General features: G+C 48.9%; 14 protein-coding genes and 1 pseudogene. 3 read left to right on the forward strand and 12 right to left on the reverse strand.

Going from position 1 to position 19,583, the window contains the following annotated elements:
* Position 1: 1 nt before the first annotated feature.
* From istA to AC566Q_RS25295, 5 genes are all read right to left on the reverse strand, one after another.
* Positions 2-1,546 (reverse strand): IS21 family transposase, encoded by a 1,545-nt coding sequence (gene istA, locus AC566Q_RS25275; RefSeq protein WP_499612343.1) that lies wholly within the window; start codon positions 1,544-1,546, stop codon positions 2-4.
* 533 nt (positions 1,547-2,079) lie between these two features.
* Positions 2,080-4,035, reverse strand: coding sequence for a hypothetical protein (locus AC566Q_RS25280; protein ID WP_499612345.1), 1,956 nt, complete (start codon positions 4,033-4,035; stop codon positions 2,080-2,082).
* A gap of 212 nt (positions 4,036-4,247) precedes the next feature.
* Positions 4,248-5,744, reverse strand: coding sequence for an ArnT family glycosyltransferase (locus AC566Q_RS25285; protein ID WP_499612347.1), 1,497 nt, complete (start codon positions 5,742-5,744; stop codon positions 4,248-4,250).
* Positions 5,728-6,756, reverse strand: coding sequence for a glycosyltransferase family 2 protein (locus AC566Q_RS25290; RefSeq protein ID WP_499612349.1), 1,029 nt, complete (start codon positions 6,754-6,756; stop codon positions 5,728-5,730). Before AC566Q_RS25290 ends, AC566Q_RS25285 begins: the two co-directional genes overlap by 17 nt.
* Positions 6,740-7,141: a GtrA family protein gene (locus tag AC566Q_RS25295; RefSeq protein WP_008930568.1), complete on the reverse strand. Its 402-nt coding sequence runs from the start codon at positions 7,139-7,141 to the stop codon at positions 6,740-6,742. The genes AC566Q_RS25290 and AC566Q_RS25295 overlap by 17 nt, the downstream gene beginning before the upstream one ends.
* Before the next feature lie 510 nt (positions 7,142-7,651).
* Between AC566Q_RS25295 and AC566Q_RS25300 the strand changes: the two are divergent.
* Both AC566Q_RS25300 and AC566Q_RS25305 read left to right on the forward strand, forming a co-directional pair.
* Positions 7,652-7,846: pseudogene (locus tag AC566Q_RS25300) on the forward strand (ATP-binding protein); the annotation flags it as partial.
* Positions 7,847-8,003: 157 nt separating this feature from the next.
* Positions 8,004-9,203 (forward strand): IS4 family transposase, encoded by a 1,200-nt coding sequence (locus tag AC566Q_RS25305; RefSeq protein ID WP_499612351.1) that lies wholly within the window; start codon positions 8,004-8,006, stop codon positions 9,201-9,203.
* Here the strand turns inward: AC566Q_RS25305 and AC566Q_RS25310 are convergent.
* The 6 genes from AC566Q_RS25310 to ilvC all read right to left on the reverse strand — a co-directional run bounded on the left by AC566Q_RS25310 (position 9,193) and on the right by ilvC (position 16,972).
* Positions 9,193-11,235, reverse strand: a complete 2,043-nt coding sequence (locus AC566Q_RS25310; protein WP_499612353.1) for an ABC transporter permease — start codon at positions 11,233-11,235, stop codon at positions 9,193-9,195. The two genes, AC566Q_RS25305 and AC566Q_RS25310, sit on opposite strands and share 11 nt — an antisense overlap.
* Complete coding sequence (locus AC566Q_RS25315) at positions 11,216-11,920, reverse strand: ABC transporter ATP-binding protein (protein WP_499612354.1); 705 nt, start codon at positions 11,918-11,920, stop codon at positions 11,216-11,218. The genes AC566Q_RS25310 and AC566Q_RS25315 overlap by 20 nt, the downstream gene beginning before the upstream one ends.
* A gap of 11 nt (positions 11,921-11,931) precedes the next feature.
* Positions 11,932-12,150 (reverse strand): hypothetical protein, encoded by a 219-nt coding sequence (locus AC566Q_RS25320; RefSeq protein ID WP_499612356.1) that lies wholly within the window; start codon positions 12,148-12,150, stop codon positions 11,932-11,934.
* Between the two features lie 134 nt (positions 12,151-12,284).
* Positions 12,285-13,694, reverse strand: a complete 1,410-nt coding sequence (locus AC566Q_RS25325) for an IS66-like element ISAma4 family transposase (protein WP_458730159.1) — start codon at positions 13,692-13,694, stop codon at positions 12,285-12,287.
* 74 nt (positions 13,695-13,768) lie between these two features.
* On the reverse strand, positions 13,769-14,692 hold the full coding sequence (locus tag AC566Q_RS25330) for an HlyD family secretion protein (protein ID WP_499612357.1): 924 nt from the start codon (positions 14,690-14,692) through the stop codon (positions 13,769-13,771).
* Between the two features lie 798 nt (positions 14,693-15,490).
* On the reverse strand, positions 15,491-16,972 hold the full coding sequence (ilvC, locus tag AC566Q_RS25335; protein ID WP_499612359.1) for a ketol-acid reductoisomerase: 1,482 nt from the start codon (positions 16,970-16,972) through the stop codon (positions 15,491-15,493).
* Between the two features lie 156 nt (positions 16,973-17,128).
* Between ilvC and ilvY the strand changes: the two genes are divergently transcribed.
* The gene (gene ilvY / locus AC566Q_RS25340) at positions 17,129-17,992 is read left to right on the forward strand and encodes an HTH-type transcriptional activator IlvY (protein WP_105935034.1); all 864 of its coding nucleotides are present in this window, start codon (positions 17,129-17,131) and stop codon (positions 17,990-17,992) included.
* On the opposite strand, the gene AC566Q_RS25345 is transcribed toward ilvY, so the two are convergent.
* Positions 17,974-19,485: a YifB family Mg chelatase-like AAA ATPase gene (locus AC566Q_RS25345; RefSeq protein WP_499612361.1), complete on the reverse strand. Its 1,512-nt coding sequence runs from the start codon at positions 19,483-19,485 to the stop codon at positions 17,974-17,976. The two genes, ilvY and AC566Q_RS25345, sit on opposite strands and share 19 nt — an antisense overlap.
* Positions 19,486-19,583 lie beyond the last annotated feature (98 nt).

The raw sequence follows: 19,583 nt of genomic DNA on the forward strand, positions 1-19,583 counted from the left end.
ATCAGTGGTAGTAGCGGGGGCCGCGAACGTTGGTGTGAACAGGCAAATCGGTCAGTTCCGGTTCTTCCTCGGTCAGTGGCAGAGGCAACTGATCCAGACCCTGCTTCAGGATCGAGGTGATGCTCTGGTAGCTGGCCGAGTTGATGGACAACGCCCGGGCACAGGCTTGCTCCAGCCGATCACGGCTGTAACGTCGACTCAGGTTCAACAGCCCCAGGCAGGCCCGGTAGCCATGTTCGGGATGAGGACGGTCCTTGAGCTGGCGCTGCACCACGTCGAGCGTGGCGGGGCCGATGTCCGTGGCCCAGTTCAGGAAGCGGCCCGGTGACCAGTTCTGGTGGGCCTGATGGGACTTGGGCATATGCTCGGTCAGGGTGACGAAGCGGCCCTTGCCGTGACGGGAATGAAGGGCGACCCGCTGGCCCTTGTGCATCACCTCCACGGACGTATCGGTCACCCGAACATCCAGCTTCACGCCCACGAGTGCGTGAGGCACGCTGTACAGCCGTTTGTCGATCTCGATGTGGTAGTCGATGCCCGGTCGTGCCTTGCGCCACTCGGCGTAGACGTAGGGCGTTGCGGGGAGCGGCCTGAGCGCGGGTCGGTCCAGTGCCTCGAACAGGCTCTGGCGGCTCTCGGAGCGCCCCTGGAACGGGCGCTGGTTCAGCGCCGGTAACAGTCCGGCGATGGCTGCGTTTAGCTCGGCCAGTGAGAAGAACGTCTGATGCCGCAACCGGGCCAGGATCCAGCGTTCAACCAACAGTACGCCGGCTTCGGCCTTGGCTTTGTCCTTGGGCTTGTAGGGGCGTGCCGGCAGTACCGCCGTCTGGTAATGGGCCGCCAGTTCCGCATAGGTCTCGTTGATCTGGGGCGTGTATCGGTCTGCTTTGGTGACCGCTGCCTTGAGGTTGTCCGGAACCAGTAGTTCCGGTACGCCACCATAGAACGCCAGCATCCGCTGGTGAGAGGCGATCCAGTCCGGCAGGGACTGGCTCCAGGTGGCCTCGGCGAAGGTGTAGCTGGACGCCCCCAACACGGCCACAAAGACCTGGGCCTTGCGCATCTCGCCGGTGCTACGGTCCACCACTGGCACGGTGGGACCGCAGTAGTCGATAAAGATCTTCTCACCGGCCCGGTGGACCTGGCGCATGCTGCGCCGCTGCCGACCACGCCAGAGCCGGTAGTGGTGGCAGAACTGGCTGTACCGGCGAGCCTTGTCGCCGTGGCGTTCCACATATTCGGCCCAGAGCAGTTGCAGGGTGACGCCCTTGGTCTTTAGCTCCTGATGGACCTGGAAGTAGTCGGGCTCGGCAAAGCGTGAAGGCGGCGTCTTGGCCGGGAACAGCTGGGCCTCCAGCCGTGCTTCGTCCGTGCCTTCCGGCAACGGCCAGGTGATGCCCTGAGCGGTGGCCAGGCTGACGTACTTACCGATCACACCCTTGGAAAGGCCACAGGCGCGGGCAATGCGCTCATGGCTCAGGCCCGCTTCGTACTTGAGGCGCAAAACCTCGATGATCTGTCGCATGGAAATCCTCGCTGCCGGCATCCGCCTTTCCTCGTCGTAAAAAAGAGGCGGGTATGCCGGAAAAAGTTGCAGAATTCCAGCGAGTTGGGTGTGATTCCGGAGGAACGTGACCGATGATTCCGGCATCGTGACCGGCGATTCCGGAAAACGACCCGAAATCGGTCACGATAAAACGGAATGAGCGGTCACGATCGCCCGGAACAGGCGGTCACGTTCAAACGGAATGGGTGGTCACGATGGGCCGGAATATGCACCTGCTATAGACGTTAGGATGTAACCGTCCGGGGGCCCCATCTTGAGCGTAACGCTGGCGGCGTCAAAATAGTGTCCACTTATTTTTTAGTGGACACTATCCATGGGCTCCTTAAGCGTGATCACTTCTAAGCGGACATACCGCCGTTTTCTCCGAGGTATGCTCCTGGCTATAAACTGACCGTTTGAATATTGTATTTTTAGTGGCTTACGCTCTTTTAGCGAGAGCCTATTGGATGGCTGGGAGAGATAGACACGTTCCCGAACGGTTACTGCACGGGTAGATTTCATTACTCTATTGGTCATGCAAAGAACACTCCCATCTTGCCCAGCGCATTCCGTGCCGCTGATACACATGGAATGTAGTCTCCACTGGAAGGGGCGTGGTTAAAGCTGTCGGCCTTTCCTGGGCAGCTGACTGCTAAATGTTTCACGACACCCGTTTTATACCTAACCTCCGACAATAGGAGGGTAAGCCAAGGTCTGAGGTCATCCGGGGTGGAAAGTGCGAATATTAAACCTTGGAATGACTCTTCAGTATCGCTGACCAGCCCATCTTTATCTTTCTTTTTGATAGGGCGCCGCTGAATTTCCACGATGTGGACTTCTTTATCCCCGGCCTTGATACGCATAACCAGTGCTCCCCGCACCTCCAGCATGGTTTTGGGGTCGAGATATGGCCATCGCCAGATCTTGCTCGACATCCCTTCTTCACGGTCTTCGAAGGGCTGGATAGCGATAAGCTTGGGCTCCGTATCGGCTTGGTAGCCATCATCGAACGTAAACCACTCAACGGATTGGATGATATGTGGGTATGTTTTTTTGAAAAAAAGCATCGCATTCCACATGTCTCTCAGCGTGCCCTGGGACTCCAGCACTGGTTTTGCATGTATCGATGCATAACCGACCCCTTTCCCGCTTCCATGGGGATCGCCACTAGAAAAAGTCGACGCGTCCGTTGCCTCCACCCTTGCTTGCCCTGAGAAGTTATGTGGGTCTGATCTCCACAATTGGTGGATAACCCGAGGCGTCCCGAGTATCTCAAAGTCCGGGTCTTCAATTTCAACCAATGATGCGTCGCCATCAGGGGCTTCAGCATCCGTGAGGTCAATAATATCCGGTATTTTACTAAGCCGTTTGATCGGCGCACCAGATCCGGCCGGCCCGCCTTCACCCGCCGCTAGCGAGCCGGTGGTCTCCCTATCCTTCCAGATAGGAACACCTAGGGGATCGCTACTACCTTTAATCTCAAGTGCAAGAAAGGATCGGTTTTGATCGAACCATATTCCCTTCACTTTAAGTTTTGCCGGGCCATCGAACCAAGGTGCGATTTTTATAAAAGCAGGTTTTTTTCCCTCGGGATCATAGTTTACTTGTATATCAGAGTGAATTCTCTTAACTATCGATTGGGTATAGGGACTGTACTTCGCATGAGCGAGAAGAATGGAATCGCCACCAACAAGGCGCTTCCTGAGTTTTATTTTCCATTTCCCCTTTTCTTCCGGCTCGTTGAGAGGGGCGTACAGCCGATTCTTGGTGAGTTCCTCCCAGTCATAGGTAGCCAGACAGCGTCTTAACTCTGCTGACCTGCCATAACACCGGGTAAAGAATTCCAGGCATGGAACGATCAGTTTCCCCCCTGTCTCTAGCGAAAACTCCAGCAACCAATTTTTATCCCGCCCATAGTGGAGTGGGTGGATTTCGGACGGGTACGGTGGCGGAAGGTCTAAAACATGCCTCCGTTGGAACGAAGTTAGAGCCCAGCCATGTTGGGTAAAATCGACATCAAATACCTGAGATTCGAAACTCATGCTCATCCAGCATGCTCCATCTTCCCACACAGTACCGATTCTAAATTGGCCCAGTGCAGTAAGGGGGATGCGCTGATAAACGATTTCATCGGATAGACTCTGGGAGTCCATGAGTTTCCGGAATGCGACGAGCACTAGCGGCTGGGTGCTATCCTGCAGGTTTTTGTAGAGGCCGCAATACCACCAAACGACGAGAGGGCCCGGATAGCGAAGGTCGTATCGAACGACTTTGTTACGTTTGAGATGGGGTGTCAGGCTGATTGGCATGAAGTTCCCCGGACTTTGTGTTACCTGGGCCTGTTGTGGCGGATAAAACTTTATAGCATCTATTTCTATATTATCGCAACCAAGCGTTCGACCAACTGGGGCTGAGTTAGGTTGGCGGCATTGTGAACCGCCAGCATTTTCCTCAACTAATACCTCAGCACGCAGGGCGGTTTGTGACATATCGCCGATAAAACTGCTGTCCGGATTGCTGTAGCTATACCAATCTCTATGCTTCGATAGTAAAAAACGCTAGCTTTCACTATCTTTCGAAAAACGGAGGAGCCAGGATTCTGATTTTACTGCCATTTCCGGACTAGATCACTGCCAAAAGGCCAGCCATCTTGAAAATCCGGCCTTCAAAGACTCAGTTTTAGCAGTAATCAGCTGCGTCATTAATCATTCTTCGAGTTTAATTCAGAATCAACGGGGTCATTCTGGCTGTCTGTTGGCGGAAGATCGATCGAGAATAGCTGGTACCGTTTGTTCTCCCCCAACTTCTGAGCGTCAGTGGCCCGCGGACCAAGAACCTTATCTACCGCATCGTTTGGAATTGCGGCAAAGACCCTGGCGTACCCGTCAGCGTCCAGCAGACTGTCGAATTCTGTGGAGGTGATTTCGACAGCGTCGCCCAACGAATAAAAACGTGCGGAAAATGGCATCTTGCCAATGTAAAAGATTGGACCGTCTCCCGCTTGCTGAATGCTCTCATACCGGCCTATCAATTGCTTCTCGGTTTTTAGTGGTTTTACTCCGCTCACACCTATGAACACAAAAAGGGTAATGAGAACGGGTGCAAGTAATACAGCACCCGACCTGATTCTGGACCAGGGACGTAAATTGAGCTGCGACACCCATCCGGCAATCAGAATGGCCGAGAACGGCAGAGAAGGAAGTATGTAAGTCCAGAGCGTGTTGCCTGCCAGGGTAAAGAACAGCATTGGCGTTATCGCACAAAACAACAGATACAGCGTTGAGGCGTCTTGAACAGCACCAGTGAATATATCCTTTGTTTTGCCTCGCGCCGCAGCAAGGCCAAAGCCAACCAAGCCAATGATACCCCAGGGGAATGAAGCCCAAATCCAGAATATCCAGATCATGCCCTTGGGCCGGTCATGGGCACTACCGTACAAATCGCCGGCCCACCCGGGGTCCAGAAACCGGCTAAAGTGTTCGCCAATGATGAAATAGTTGAGGAACCCGGGCGTTTTCAATTCAGCGAGCACGTACCATGGCACGGCAATCGCCAGTGTCAGAAGTGAGCCAAGAAGCCAGGGTAATTTTTTTAACGGTTGTAACTGCTGCCTGAAAATAGCAGCCCATAGCACCAGGGGGGTAACGGTCAATACAACAGCCAACGGTCCCTTTGACAACAAGCCGATAGCCAGGCCCACGAAAAACCACCAGCGCCAATAGTCAGACCGGCCCGAAAGCACGAACCACATGCTCACCAGAGAGAGGGTCGTTCCAAAAACCAGGAATGTATCCGTCATGACTGCGCCAGCACTGATATAAGTGAGTGCCATCGTGGAAAGCACAAGAGTAGACCACCGAGCGACCGCAGCACCGCGCGCATGATTTGCGAGGCACCACGTCAGCCATACGATTCCAATCGTGGCGAACCATGCCGGTAGCCGCAATGAGAATTCAGACAGTCCAAATATCTTTAGAGAGGCCGCTTGAGCCCAGAATGACAGGGGAGGCTTCCCCCAGAACGGAACGCCGGGTTCAAACCAGGGCGTTATCCAGTCCCCGGATTCAGCCATTAACCGAGCGATTTCAGCGTATCGGGGCTCCGTTGTATCCACGAAGGGATACAGCGTCATTCCGATAAAGCGACTGAACAATACGGCAGCCAGTACCCAGAACCAGGGCTCAAATCGCTTTAGCATTCTTGACGCCTCTGAAGTTGCTGATTTGGTCTCGGCTTGATACCTCTTTGTTCTCGACCACTTCTTCGGTCAGATACAGTGGTCGCTGTTTCGATTCGATGTAGGTTTTGCCCACATACTCACCAACGATACCAACGCTCACCAGTTGTATGCCGCCCAGAAAACTGATGAGGGCGATTAACGATGGGTAGCCGTCAGTCGGATCGCCGAGCATTATTGCCTTCGCTACAATCCAGACACCGAACAATCCACCAACGGAGGCGGTCAGCAAGCCGACAAGCGTTGCCCATCTGAGAGGTGACACTGAGAAGGAAGTCAGGCCTTCAAGGGCCAGGCCGACCAGGCCCGGGTAGTCCCACTTACTCTCGCCAGCCACTCTCAATGCCCGGTCGTATTCGATGATCGTCGTTGGCATACCAACCCAGGCAAAGAGTCCCTTCATGTAGCGGTTGCGCTCTCCTAACCGGAGAAGGGCATCAACTGCCCGCCTGCTCATCAATCGGAAATCACCCGTGTCGACCGGGATTTCAGTGCGACTGGTCTTATTCAGCAAGCGATAGAAAAGGTGCGCACTCCAGCGCTTGAGAAAACTCTCGCCTACACGTGATCGACGTTGCATCAGAACGACATCAAAGCCGGACTTCCAACTCTTGACCATCTCGGGAATGTATTCAGGTGGATCCTGAAGGTCCGCATCCAGAACGATCACCGCATCCCCCTTGGCATGCTCCAGCCCTGCTGTTACCGCTGCCTCTTTGCCAAAGTTGCGGCTTAGCTTGACGAGACGGATGCTCGATTTCCTTTTAATGAAAGTCCTAACAAATTCGGCACTGCCATCCTCGCTACCATCGTCCACAACCACGATCTCCGAGCGAATATCGAGGCTCGCAAGGATCGGCAATACATGCTCAAAGAATAGGGGAAGCATCGAACGCTCATTGAACACCGGAACCACCAGGGAAAGCAGCTCTGATTCATTCGGCGCACGGGAAGTCTCAAGAGGTTTGTTCATGAAATACCAGCCTTTGGTAGACAACATAGTTAAATACAGCGACAGCCGCAGTGGTTAGAAGCTGAGCAGGCACAACAGAGATTTCAAACAGTTGATGCAGGACTAAAAAGATCAGAACGTTCAGGAGAGCTGCGAGTGAACAGGAAAAGGCATATCGCCAGATGGCCTGGATGTGTGGGCGTGCGTTTGGAAAGGCCAAAGTTCGCTGCAACCAGTAGTTGGTAACCGCTCCTACAACGCTTCCAGAAAAGGTGGCTGCTACGGGGGCCATGCCAAGCAGAACCAGGCCGGACATGGCCGCCCAATGGAAAAGGGTTGCCATTCCTCCGGCGGCAATAAATCCACTTATTCTTTTAAGGCTACTCTGATTAATTCCGACGTTCATTTATAATGGATCCAGTCCCGATAACGAGTTAAACCTCATGCGCCAAGATTCCTTTTCCGATGCCGGATTCGAGAAATACCGGAATAAGGAATCAGGGATGTCCCAGTTAAGACAGACAGATTACTGGATAGTTCATATCGGGATCCAAGCATCAGCTCACGCTTTTTCAGACAGCAAGAGTATTCTATTTTCGGTTCAGCCCCGGATAAGACATTTTAATCATATAGGTATACGACACAGGTGCTCGGCGAGTCGCAGCCAGTTGTATATCTCACACATAGTGCGGAGGATTCTATGAGTAAAGACGAAAAAGGCCCACCTTTCGGTGAGCCCTTCTTCTCGCATGTCCCCAGGGGGAGGCTTTCGCCAACAAGTCCCAGAGCTAACGAATAAATCCTATTGTTTATATTCCAACACGTCAAGAAAGTAGGCGGTTGGTGATGGAGAGCGCGATAGGGGCGGGCAGCTATTTCTATATTCGCGCAACAATTAGTATATCTTACAGCAACAGACTTACTGGAGGTGGTAGAAGACAGGCACGGCGTAAGTAGCACCATCATCTGTAGTCAGCTACCTGTAGAGCAATGGCATTCAATGATAAGTAACGGCACGGTTGCCGATGCGCTACTAGATCGCCTCATCCACAATGCTCACCGGATAACCCTCACTGGGGAGTCAATGAGAAAGCAACAAACCATGAGGTAAATACCTGTGGCAGACTGCGGTCTGCCACAACTACTGATCGGGCAAGCCATAATACCAGTGATCGGGTGTATCAGAATTGGGGTGATCGAGAGGCCGGAATTAGTGATCGGGAAATGCCTAATACGCATCGCCAAAAAAAACCAACACAGAAAACACCATGAATGCACGCTCTATATTGAACAATCTTGTCTCTTTTGTCAGCCATAAAATGCATAAAACCCGCAAACAGGCCGTTGTCGCCTGTGTGCGAAGCTTGATTGAGAGCGGTTCGGCCACTGTGACCAGTATGGGGCGCGGTAACCGTTCCAATGCCTATGAGAAACACCGTATTAAGCGGGCTGACCGGCTGTTATCTAATGGTCACCTCCAGCGTGAAGTACCGTTTATCTATGCAATGATTTGCCGGTTATTTTGTACCTGTAAACATCCTGTCATTGCCGTTGACTGGTCAGATTTGGATAAGTGCAAAAAGCACTTTTTACTTCGCGCCGCAATTGTCGTTAAAGGGCGGCCTATTACCCTTTATCAGGAAGTGCATGATAGAAAAGCCAGTGCAAAAGCGACTACACATAGAGACTTTTTAGAGATATTGCACACGCTCTTACCGGATACCTGCCAGCCCATTATTGTCACTGATGCGGGCTACAAATCGCCGTGGTTTCGTGAAGTGCAGGCATTGAGATGGCATATTGTCGGACGTGTGCGAAAGCCACATTTATATTCGCTGGATGGCGGTAATGAATGGCAATCTATCGCTGAGCTTTATCTAAAGGCTACAACACGACCCAAGCGATTTGATAACGCGCTTATCGTCAAGTCACGACCTTTTGCCTGTACCTTGGTGTTGGTTAAAGAGAAAGCGAAAGGTCGACGAGCGTTTAATGCCACTGGCTCGCGCCAACGGGATACCAATTCATTGAAATATGCTGATGGCGCAAGAGATCCGTGGCTACTGGCGACGTCATTGCCCTACCATCGTCACTTATCTAAACAAGTCATCGATATTTATCGCCAGCGCATGCAAATAGAAGAAGGCTTTCGGGATATGAAAAGCACGCGCTTTGGTCTGGGGTATGAAAATAATCGCAGCACAACCAAGACACGCATTACTGTTCTGGTCTTGCTTACCACACTGGCTTCGTTAGTGGCTGTACTGTTGGGCATGCTATTAGTTGTCAGTAACAAGCATCGACGCTTTCAGGCAAATACCGAAACAAAATCCGTACTATCCTTTCACTTTCTTGGCTTGAGAGCTTTTAACACCTCAATGCGATTTACCCTGCATCAGTGGAAAAAGACGATCCGCTGGCTTGATGAACTCACCGCTGAAGCTTGCATGAGCAAGATTACATGCTAAATTCGTGGGGATCCCTCAGAATCAAAGACATTGAAAGAAGCGCTACTTGTGGGGATTGTTGTTCTTCAATAAGGGCGGTGACATTAAACAGTTTTGGATTCTGAAATGAGTTGTCTATACTTTGAATCCCTGTATTAACACTTTGTAATACCTCCGGAGCGGTTGCTTTACTCCTTAGTAAAATACTTTCAAACCCTGTTATTGTAGGAACTAAGCCGTAAACTAAAGATGCAGGATCATCATCTAAACTTCCGTAATAAACATCTGCAGCTACGCCTACTACATCTATTGTTCGTGTTGTGCCGTCAACATATTTGCCAATTAGCTTTACTTGAGTAAGAGGCTGGCCGTCAAAATACTTCTTGTACAGTGAATGACTAATCACTACATCGTTGTACCGCCCCCATTCCATATTTTCTCCGATGAGTAACGATATACCACTGGCGTCAAAAAAATTGGGGGAAATGCTTGAAGTGAGTACAGCGGCGCTCCCGGTTCCACCCAGGGGCTGCATAGAAGGAGTGAAGAGGTTTTCGTAAGATGAACGCCCCATCATAAATGGCATTGTTGTTAATGCAACAGAATCGATATGCTCTTGTGTCTCCAGGCTTTCTACAAGTAGTTTTGGAAGTTCATTGGCATAAAACGTACCTCCTTGGCGTGGAAAGTCAAAATTGACCACGTACAAGTCAGTTGAATCAAAACCTCTATCTTTTTGATAGTAATCTAACTGAATCTGAACAAGTTCTATTCCTCGGATAACGCTAATGCAACTCAAACTCACCATTACACTGAGAATCACAAAGGTTTGTAGCTTTTGTCCTCGCGACGCGGTATCTCCTCTTCCCAGACTGGTATTTAGAAAATGATTTTGCAAAAAAAATGTTACGTTCGACATAATAAAGAAAAAAGCCAGTACTAAGCCGAAAATAGTAAAAAGTGTGGTAAAGCCTGTATCGGTCGTTGTATCTAGCGTCGGAATTACCAACCTAACGAGTATTTTAGAAACGGGAAGCATAAAAAGAAGCAAAATAGCTAAGGAAATAAAATTCAATAAATTCTCAACCGTTGATTGAAGCGTTAACTGATATCGATTCGCTCCTAAGTAAGTACGCAATGTCCGCTCATTTTGTCGATTTTGATTGTCATTTATTTGATGGCTCAAAAAGGCAATAAAACTGAAAACAAATAATACGGTAAATAGTTGAATTAGTCGGCCTAAGCGAGCTTGAACTTCATTATATTCCTTAATCGTATATCCAAATGCACTGGAAACTATAAGCTCCTCATTATCAGGCAGTAAAAGTTGATCTTTAAAATACTGGTTTATAGTATCTAAGCTTTTACTATTCAATAAGCTATCACTTACAATATATGATAGTACATCAGGAGATAAATCTTCGAGCGAGCTTAAAGTCAATCTTGATAGATATGAAAATGGAATAATAATATCGACGGCGTTCTGTTGTCGAAAAGATTTGAACTCTGGCTTCAATATAGCATCTACGATGACAATCTCACCGTTTATGATGAGTGTTTTACCTAAGATAGGCTTAGACTTTAAGTGATTTTTCCAAAATCTATGGCTAATTGCTATATGAATCTGTGATGTTTGGTGAGGAAAGTCTAAATTATCCAAATTTCCGAACGCAGGTGAAATTCCAAACGATTCATAATCACCTGAAAAAAAACTGGCCTCAACGTCTATTACGTCTGTTTCACCAATCTCAACCCATTGGTTCTTTTCATAAACAATATTATATTGAAAGTTTGGAATTGATTCTTCAGCCAAATAAACAGGAATTGGCAAATCTGTAGAGCCAATGAGTCGAATTTGTTGGACATTTTCCGGCTTGTCTACACCAATGAACTGGGGGGTGTTATATGCTATATTTATTAGGTAAGCGTGAACATAAAATGACATTGGAAGAGCTAATAAAAATAAAGAAATCCAGAAACCAGTATTTTTCTTATACTGCTGCCACCAATTAATAGCAAAGTTTACGCCCAATCTAGGCCATACTGGATTCACTGATCTTTCCTATTTTTTTTGTCTCGATCTGGCCATCCTTTATAACCAATTGTTTTTCTGCTTTATTGGCGTAATTCATATCATGTGTAATCACACAGACAGTGCAGCCGCCTACATTCAATTGTTCTAAAATGTTAAAGATAATTTCCGAATTATTACTATCGAGGTATCCTGTCGGCTCGTCAGCCAGAATAAGAGAAGGCTGATTAACAATCGCTCTTGCAATTGCGACGCGTTGCTGTTGTCCACCAGAAAGCTGATTTGGAAATCTGTCGATAAAAGATTCCATGTCTACTTCTTTCAAAGCTTGTAACACTTTGTTGCGATACTGCTTACGCTGAACCGTTGTGTTGTAAGTCAATGGTAAACATACGTTTTGATAAACGGTTAGATGCGCCAACAAATTAAAGTTTTGAAAAATAAGACCAATTTCCTGGTTTTTCAATCTGGCAATAGATGCCTCGGTAATATCCTGAACGTCAGTTCCGTGGAGATAATAAGTTCCCTTTGTTGGCTTATTTATCATACCCATAATGGAGAGCAGTGTACTTTTACCTGAACCAGATGTCCCCACAATTGACAAGTAATCGCCTTCCTCAATTGAAAATGAAATATCGCGGAGCACTGCAGTCGTTTCATTCGGGTAGCAATAACTTACTTTTTCCAAACGAATAATTCCATCCATGTAATTTACACCTAGTTAAACCAAACGCTTTGCTTTGCAATGGGGACGAATACTATTTGATCGCCACTTTGTAGCTCTCCATCAAGCACCAAGCTATCATTATTGGCACTTATCACTTTTATATCAGTTGCGTATCGTTGCCCATTAATAACATGATGTATCTCCCAGGCTTGTTCATCAGTATAAAAATCCGGTCTTTCCACGGAGGCAATACTCATAGGGGTAGACATATTGATAGCCGCTTTAACCGATTGCTCCATTGTTAGCCAATGGGGGAGATCATTCGGTAATTGAATTCTAACTAGAACAGCGCCCTGTCTTACAATTGGATCTACAAATTCTACCGTAACCGTTCACCAAGGCCCTATTGACAGGCAGCTTTGAAGTCGTCGAGCAGAGGATAGGACGTTTTGTTCAGCGTCGCTTCGAGAATGGCGCGGAGCCAATTCAGTGGATTCAGCTTTTGTTTCCGGCAGGTTTCGACGATGGTGAGTATACGTTGTCTGAACAGTTCCCCTCGGTGAGACCACACACCATAGCTGCCTTTTCGCCACAGCACATAGCTTCGCAATGAACGCTCGGCTTCATTGTTAGTGAGAGGGACGCCATCGTGACTGAGGAATACCCAGCACATGTCATCGTGTTTTAGCAGTAGCTTACACCGGTTCTGATAGCGGGGAGTCACACAGCGTCTTGATGCCAGTTCAAGTTGCTCTCGCCAGGCGATGCGTAGTTTTTCCATCCGGTCCAGGTATCGCTTTTCACTTAGTGCGTTACTCTCATACCGGTGTTGCAGCCGGAACAGTATGCGAATGAGCCTGACTAACGTTGTTCCATAGGTTTTATTCGTACCCCAGCTTTCCGCCAGCGCATTCATGTTTCTTAAGATATGCGCCCAGCACAATTGACGGTGGTCTGAATCGATGTAGTGATAACCGGCATACTGGTCAGTCACAACAATGTTTTCCGGATTATCGCCGAGTAGTTTCTTTGCCGCCCAGGCGCCACGTGAGAAGTGCGTCATAAAGCATGATAATTCTGCTGTGCATACCTGCCACATCCAGCGGTTTTCATTGCCCCGCTGATGACGGGTTTCATCACAATGAACCACTGCCTCATTATGCATAGTCTCTTTAATATCCTGATAGGCAGGCGTCAGCACCGCACTGACGCGGCCTTGTGCTTCAGAGATAGCACCGCGACTGAACGATAAACCAAAGTTTTGCTCGAGCTGTTGCTGGATTTTACTGATACTCTGGTGAAACTGACCCGACTGCATCGCCACATACGCCAGCAGGTTATTGCCCATCTGCCCTTGATTCACGTTGTCGGGTAGTGTGGCTTTTACCGTTTTACTGCACTGACAACACTGGCCCTGATGCAACTGATGTTCGACTACAGAGAATGCCTGGCTGGGAATATCAAATACCTGATGCCGACGATAAGGGGAATCATTGATAGCAATGTCACCACCGCAAGCACAAGTATCGTCGGGATAATAGGTGCGCGTCTCATCAACGGTATCGGCCAGCATCCGCTTACTACCTTTATGGCCGGATTGCGCACCGCGCTTACGGCCTGTCGGCTTTTTAGCTGGCGCAGAAGAGGACGCCCCCGGCCCATTAGACGATGGCGGGCGCGATGAATTACGACTGTTTTGATTCAGTCGGTCTTCGAGGTCATTTAGCCTGTCCCAGAGTGTACTAATGAGCTCATTGGCATCATCGAGATTAGTAGCGACGGGTGGCTTTGTGGGCTGCTTTTTACGTGGCATAAAACCACTCTGACAGACTGGCGGGATCAATCAATAGGATCCCCACGATCATTGAAAATAAATATTACTAACTGTCAATAGGGCCCTGGTGAACGGTTACATTCTACCTGCCCACTAATCTGACCATTAGGTGTTTCAACTGTTGCAATGTATGACTCGCGAATTTTGTCGCCCAGGTATTGTGGTACGGTAATCTCAGCAACCAATTGTGTATTGTCAACGATATCTAATAGCTTTGCTCCCTCAGTTACTGCTTCCCCCTGAGCAATAGGGAGTTCTCTTAAAACACCGGCGATAGGTGATTCTATTATCAAAGAGTCAATCCGTTTTCTGAAGTATAAAACTCTATCAGTTGCTGCTTGCTGCTGTGCCAGTAAAGCGTCCTGCTGACTCTTTACTATTGGTTCCATTAGGGTTAGCCGATGTTCAAGATTGTTAACATCCATTTGGGCCTGTTCGGCAGTTAGTTTTAATTGTTCGAACTTAACTTTAGATATGATCCCTGACTCTTTGAGCTTTTCATTTGCTCTTAACTCCAACTGGACACCTTTTAAAACTGACCGAGAGCGCGCCAAATCTGATCGCAATGCTTCCAACTCTAAATCTAACTGGCTATGCTGATAACTCGTTTGGGCTATTACTTCGTTTGCGGTAAATTCCGCTTCCCGGGATTCTCTTAATAGAGTGGGGTTATTAATTTGAATAAGCGGTTGGCCTACTTCTATCGATTGACCTTGCTTAACAAAGATCTTTTCGACGATCCCGGACTCGTTAGCTGATAATACGCGATGGTTAACTGCAGTAATTTTTCCATTCCCCCGAGCTAATGAAGGTTGCTCAGTGATAGAAACAGTAAATTTTTTGTGTATATCGGTATCAGCGTCTGACTTCAAATACAAACTGAATACGATGCCACAAAAACAAAGTAAAAAAACTGGGATTAGAAATTTTCTCTCAGTAAAGAATGTGTGTTTCTTTGTTTTAATTAAATCATGCACCCGAAAAAGATTCCCGAAATATATTTACCTGTTATTCAACTTTAAATACTAGGAACATCAGGTACAGGTGGCGTTGGGTCAGGGTGACAAATTCTTATGGTGATACATCTCCCTTCTGAATCACATTGCTTACTGTTAAAACAACCGGCTACCGCAGCGAATTATGCAATAGCGACTGTCGCTCCGATAATGAGTTTTCGTAGATTTGTTGCAGATCTTTTCATCAATAATTTCCTTATATCAAGTGAGAGTCCTTCTCTGATGCTTTTTCACTATAATGACTAAGTAGCTTGGGGTCAACATTACATATGTTAGTTCATACTAGTCTACAGCTTCGGGACGAATTATCAGCACTCTTCTAATAGCGACGCATTGTACGAGATTGCCCAGTGCACCAGTTTCCACGCCTAGATAAAGCGATAGGTGTCCGCACCATTTTAATGAACTTTAGGCTCCTGCAGGAAAAGGACAAGCTAACTCGCATGTTACTTAAGAGGGTCAATCAATGGCTGTTGTGTCTGCGGTGTGCCGAAATACTGCCAGGGGCGAGGAAACTTGCCTTGAACAAGCTTCGTGCGGAGACAACTAGAAAAGTGAGTGTGCTATGGAAACAGAAGCGTGCGCAGGGTAGCACTGATTACTTGAAAAAGATGTTAGCGGCAGGTTTGGTAGCGTTGAAGGATATTTGAGCGCTTATGCTCTCGCGCTAGCAACTGGGGCCGTCAGTTAAATATAAAAAAGCCCGACCAAACTGGTCGGGCAAAAGGGCTTGGTTAAGCACCTAACGACAGAAACTGTCTACGCTTCGATGATGGCTTTCATATCCGTCATGTAACCGCGTAATTCTTTACCAATGGCTTCAACGCCAGTGTTGCGAATCGCTTCGTTAACCTCGGTAAGACGCTTGTTGTCTACCTGGTTAGACGTTACGTTCAGACCTTTACCGATAACCGAAGTATCGATGTTAGGCATGAACTTCTCGCGCAGTAATGGAACTGCTGCGTTCGCAAATAAATAGTTACCGTACTCTGCAGTGTCAGAAATAACCACGTTCATTTCGTACAGACGCTTACGCGAAATGGTGTTCGAAATCAGTGGTGTTTCGTGCAGTGATTCGTAGTAAGCCGACTCTGGCAGGATGCCCGCTTCAACCATTACGTCGAAGGCCATCTCTACACCGGCTTTAATCATTGCTACCAGCAAGATACCCTTGTCGAAGAATTCCTGCTCTGAGATTTCGCCGTCGTAAACCGGGGCATTTTCAAAACCGCTTTCGCCGGTTTCTTCACGCCATTTCAGCAGGTTTGCGTCGTTGTTTGCCCAGTCAGCCATCATGGTGCGGGAGAATTCGCCGCTGATGATGTCGTCCTGGTGTTTTTCAAACAGTGGGCGCATCAAAGAAGTCAGTTCTTCTGACAAATCATAAGCTTTTAACTTCGCTGGATTAGACAGGCGATCCATCATGTTGGTTACGCCGCCGATTTTCAGCGCTTCAGTAATGGCTTCTAAACCATACTGGATTAAGGCTGCTGCATAGCCGGCATCGATGCCGTCAGCAGTCATTTTTTCGTATGCCAGAATCGCCGCAGTTTGCTGCATACCACACAGGATAGTTTGCTCACCCATGAGATCTGATTTAACTTCTGCAACAAAAGACGACTCCAGAACACCAGCACGGTCGCCACCCGTGGCGCTTGCCAGTGCTTTAGCGATTGGCCAGCCTTCACCTTTCGGATCGTTCTCTGGGTGAACCGCAATCAGTGTAGGCACACCAAAGCCACGCTTATATTCTTCGCGTACTTCTGTACCCGGGCACTTAGGCGCACACATAACAACAGTGATGTCGCTACGGATTTGCTGACCTTCTTCAACAATGTTGAAGCCGTGTGAGTAACCTAAGGTTGCGCCTTCTTTCATTAGAGGCATTACCGCTTCTACCACACTGGCGTGCTGCTTATCAGGAGTGAGGTTATAAACCACATCCGCAGTTGGGATCAGATCCTGATAGGTACCTACTTTAAAACCATTGTTAGAGGCGCGTTGGAATGAGTCACGTTTCTCATCAATCGCAGCCTGACGCAGCGCATAAGCGACGTCTAACCCTGAATCACGCATGTTGAGTCCCTGGTTAAGGCCTTGTGCACCGCAGCCAACGATGACAATTTTTTTACCTTTAAGAAACTCACAACCCTCAGCAAATTCGTCGCGATTCATAAAGCGACAACGACCTAACTGGTCCAGTTGCTGACGTAAAGACAGAGTGTTGAAATAATTAGCCATAAAAAAATATTTTCCGAACTTCTTTTTGTCGTTATCCCTTTGCTTCACTCAGCTGGGATGACCTCGTCATTGACGACTTGTAGCAAAGATACGCTACCCCTTTCGTTTTGAAAAATGATATATTTGCAAAACAGTGTTGCAAAAAGTGAAATCACCATGGATTTTCGCAGTCTACAGCTATTTAATCATCTCGCAAAAAGCTTACATTTTGGTGACACGGCCGATGCTATGTTTGTGTCGCCGTCCACCTTGAGCCGCGTGATCCAGCGCCTCGAAGAAGAGTGTGGATGCGTGTTATTTAAACGGGATAATCGCTCGGTGGCGCTCACTCACGGCGGCCATAAGTTGTTGAATTTTAGCGAACAAGTGCTTGGTGAATGGCAGCAGGTTCGGCAAGAGCTACGCGACGATGGCAAGGCCCTGCAGGGTGAGTTGAGCCTGTATTGTTCTGTAACAGCCAGCCAGAGCCACCTGCCATCTGTACTCTCTCGTTTTCGCCAGCGTTACCCCGGCGTCGATATCCGTTTGGTGACCGGCGATCCGGGCCTGGCAATTGAACATGTAAAGCATAAAAAATCGGATGTCGCTATTGCCATTCACTCCCCGGAGTTTCCAACTGACCTGTGTTTTTCCGGATTAGACTTTGTACCCCTGGTATTAATTGCCCCCCGTGAACGGCGTTTAACCCAGTTGGCGCAGGTAGACTGGCGGGTTAATCAGGTCATACTGCCCGAACAGGGGCCAAGCCGCCGTATTGTTTATCATTGGTTTGCCGAACACGGCATCCGGCCTAATGTGTATGCTTCGGTAGGGGGGAATGAAGCCATTGTGTCTATGGTGGCGCTAGGCTGTGGGATTGGCTTTGTGCCCCAGGTGGTGCTCGACCACTCCAGCATGTCATCCAGCGTTACCCGCATTCAGGTAGACGATATCGGCTCCTACGAGTTAGGCCTGGCCTGTTTACAGGAACGCCGTCACGAGCCGTTAATTAACGCGCTGTTTCAGCTTGAGTTAAACTGACGAATTAAATTATCCAGCGCCCGGTAACCTAATGCTTCGCCAATATGGTCGGTATTAATTTGTGCCTGGTTTTCAAGGTCGGCAATTGTTCGGGCGACCTTAATAGTGCGATGAAATACCCGCATAGACAGCTTTAGTTTGGTGGCAGCGCGCTGCAGAAAATCCTCAGTTTCTGCCGGCATGGCGCAATAGCTACTGAGCTCTGCCACACTTAGCGCAGCATTGCTTTTCCCCTGACGCTGCTGCTGAATTTGGTGGGCTGCCATAACTTGTTGTCTGGCCAGCACTGCAGAATCTTCACCCGACACAGGCGAAGCAAACGCGTAGGAGCCCGGCCGACGCACTTCTATCTGAATATCAATACGGTCGAGTAACGGGCCAGAAAGCTTACTTAAATAGCGCTGGATCTGCTGCGTGGTGCTGCGGCCATCATCTATATCGCCGGTCGGGCTCGGGTTCATTGCCGCTAATAATTGAAATCGGGCGGGATACTTTGCCTGACCAGATGCGCGGGACAGGCAAATATCACCGGTCTCCAATGGTTCGCGCAGTACATCGAGCGCCTGGCGACCAAACTCAGGCAGCTCATCTAAAAACAATACCCCATTATGGGCCAGCGACACTTCGCCCGGCTGTGGGTGCGCACCACCGCCCGTCAGGGCAATGGCTGAGGAGGTATGATGAGGAGACCGAAACGGCGGTGTTAGCCACTCTTCGGTGTCACGCTGCTCACCCTTAACCGAATAGAGCGCGGCAGTAGCCAGCGCCTGTTGATGGTTCAGTTGCGGTAATAAACTCACCAGGCGACTGGCGAGCAAACTCTTTCCGGTCCCTGCTGGCCCTACCATCAGCAGATTATGCGAACCCGCAGCCGCGATACAAAGGGCGCGTTTAGCCTGCTGCTGACCGATGATGTCATCCCAGTGCGGGCTCGGTGGTGGCAGGGCAATGTTATTTTGAGTGTGTTTAAGCTCAAGCGTTTGTTGTCTCGTGAAGTGTAAGAAAGTATTTAACAGTGTGGCTGGCAGTAAATATTCCAGATTATCCACCAACTGTATTTCCGCTTCATTACCCGCCGGAAGCACCAGGGTATGGTTGTTTTCTGCACAGCGCATAGCCACCGGCAGCAAGCCGGGTACCGGGCGAATATCGCCATTTAAGCTCAGCTCTCCGGCAACTTCGGTATGATTAACCGGTGACTGTTCTATTAGCCCCATAGCAATCAGGATCCCCAGCGCGATGGCTAAGTCGTAGCGTCCACCGCTTTTGGGGATATCAGCCGGTGCCAGGTTTACCGTGATGCGCCGGGCCGGATATTCAAACCCGCTGTTTATTAAAGCGCTGCGTACGCGCTCTTTGGCTTCCTGCACGGCGGTTTCGGCCAGGCCGACTAACTTAAAGGAAGGCAGACCGTTGGATAAGTGCACTTCCACCTTTACTTTTGGTGCGCTGATCCCGGCGGCACCGCGGGTATATACAATTCCCATTCCCATGATGTTCTGCACTGTTGGGGCGTTTTAAAGAGCAGTTTAGTGAGGATGGGTACTCAAGAACACTGAGCCTTGGTGCAGATTCGTCGAAAGAATGGCGG

It is taken from the genome of Alteromonas sp. H02, assembly GCF_059682525.1.

Excerpts from the sequence above, each read along its gene's own strand:
- istA (WP_499612343.1), bottom strand. The coding sequence starts at position 1,546 with ATGCCGGCAGCGAGGATTTCCATGCGACAGATCATCGAGGTTTTGCGC.
- AC566Q_RS25280 (WP_499612345.1), bottom strand. The coding sequence starts at position 4,035 with ATGTCACAAACCGCCCTGCGTGCTGAGGTATTAGTTGAGGAAAATGCT.
- AC566Q_RS25285 (WP_499612347.1), bottom strand. The coding sequence starts at position 5,744 with ATGCTAAAGCGATTTGAGCCCTGGTTCTGGGTACTGGCTGCCGTATTG.
- AC566Q_RS25290 (WP_499612349.1), bottom strand. The coding sequence starts at position 6,756 with ATGAACAAACCTCTTGAGACTTCCCGTGCGCCGAATGAATCAGAGCTG.
- AC566Q_RS25295 (WP_008930568.1), bottom strand. The coding sequence starts at position 7,141 with ATGAACGTCGGAATTAATCAGAGTAGCCTTAAAAGAATAAGTGGATTT.
- AC566Q_RS25305 (WP_499612351.1), top strand. The coding sequence starts at position 8,004 with ATGAATGCACGCTCTATATTGAACAATCTTGTCTCTTTTGTCAGCCAT.
- AC566Q_RS25315 (WP_499612354.1), bottom strand. The coding sequence starts at position 11,920 with ATGGATGGAATTATTCGTTTGGAAAAAGTAAGTTATTGCTACCCGAAT.
- AC566Q_RS25320 (WP_499612356.1), bottom strand. The coding sequence starts at position 12,150 with ATGTCTACCCCTATGAGTATTGCCTCCGTGGAAAGACCGGATTTTTAT.
- AC566Q_RS25325 (WP_458730159.1), bottom strand. The coding sequence starts at position 13,694 with ATGCCACGTAAAAAGCAGCCCACAAAGCCACCCGTCGCTACTAATCTC.
- ilvC (WP_499612359.1), bottom strand. The coding sequence starts at position 16,972 with ATGGCTAATTATTTCAACACTCTGTCTTTACGTCAGCAACTGGACCAG.
- ilvY (WP_105935034.1), top strand. The coding sequence starts at position 17,129 with ATGGATTTTCGCAGTCTACAGCTATTTAATCATCTCGCAAAAAGCTTA.
- AC566Q_RS25345 (WP_499612361.1), bottom strand. The coding sequence starts at position 19,485 with ATGGGAATGGGAATTGTATATACCCGCGGTGCCGCCGGGATCAGCGCA.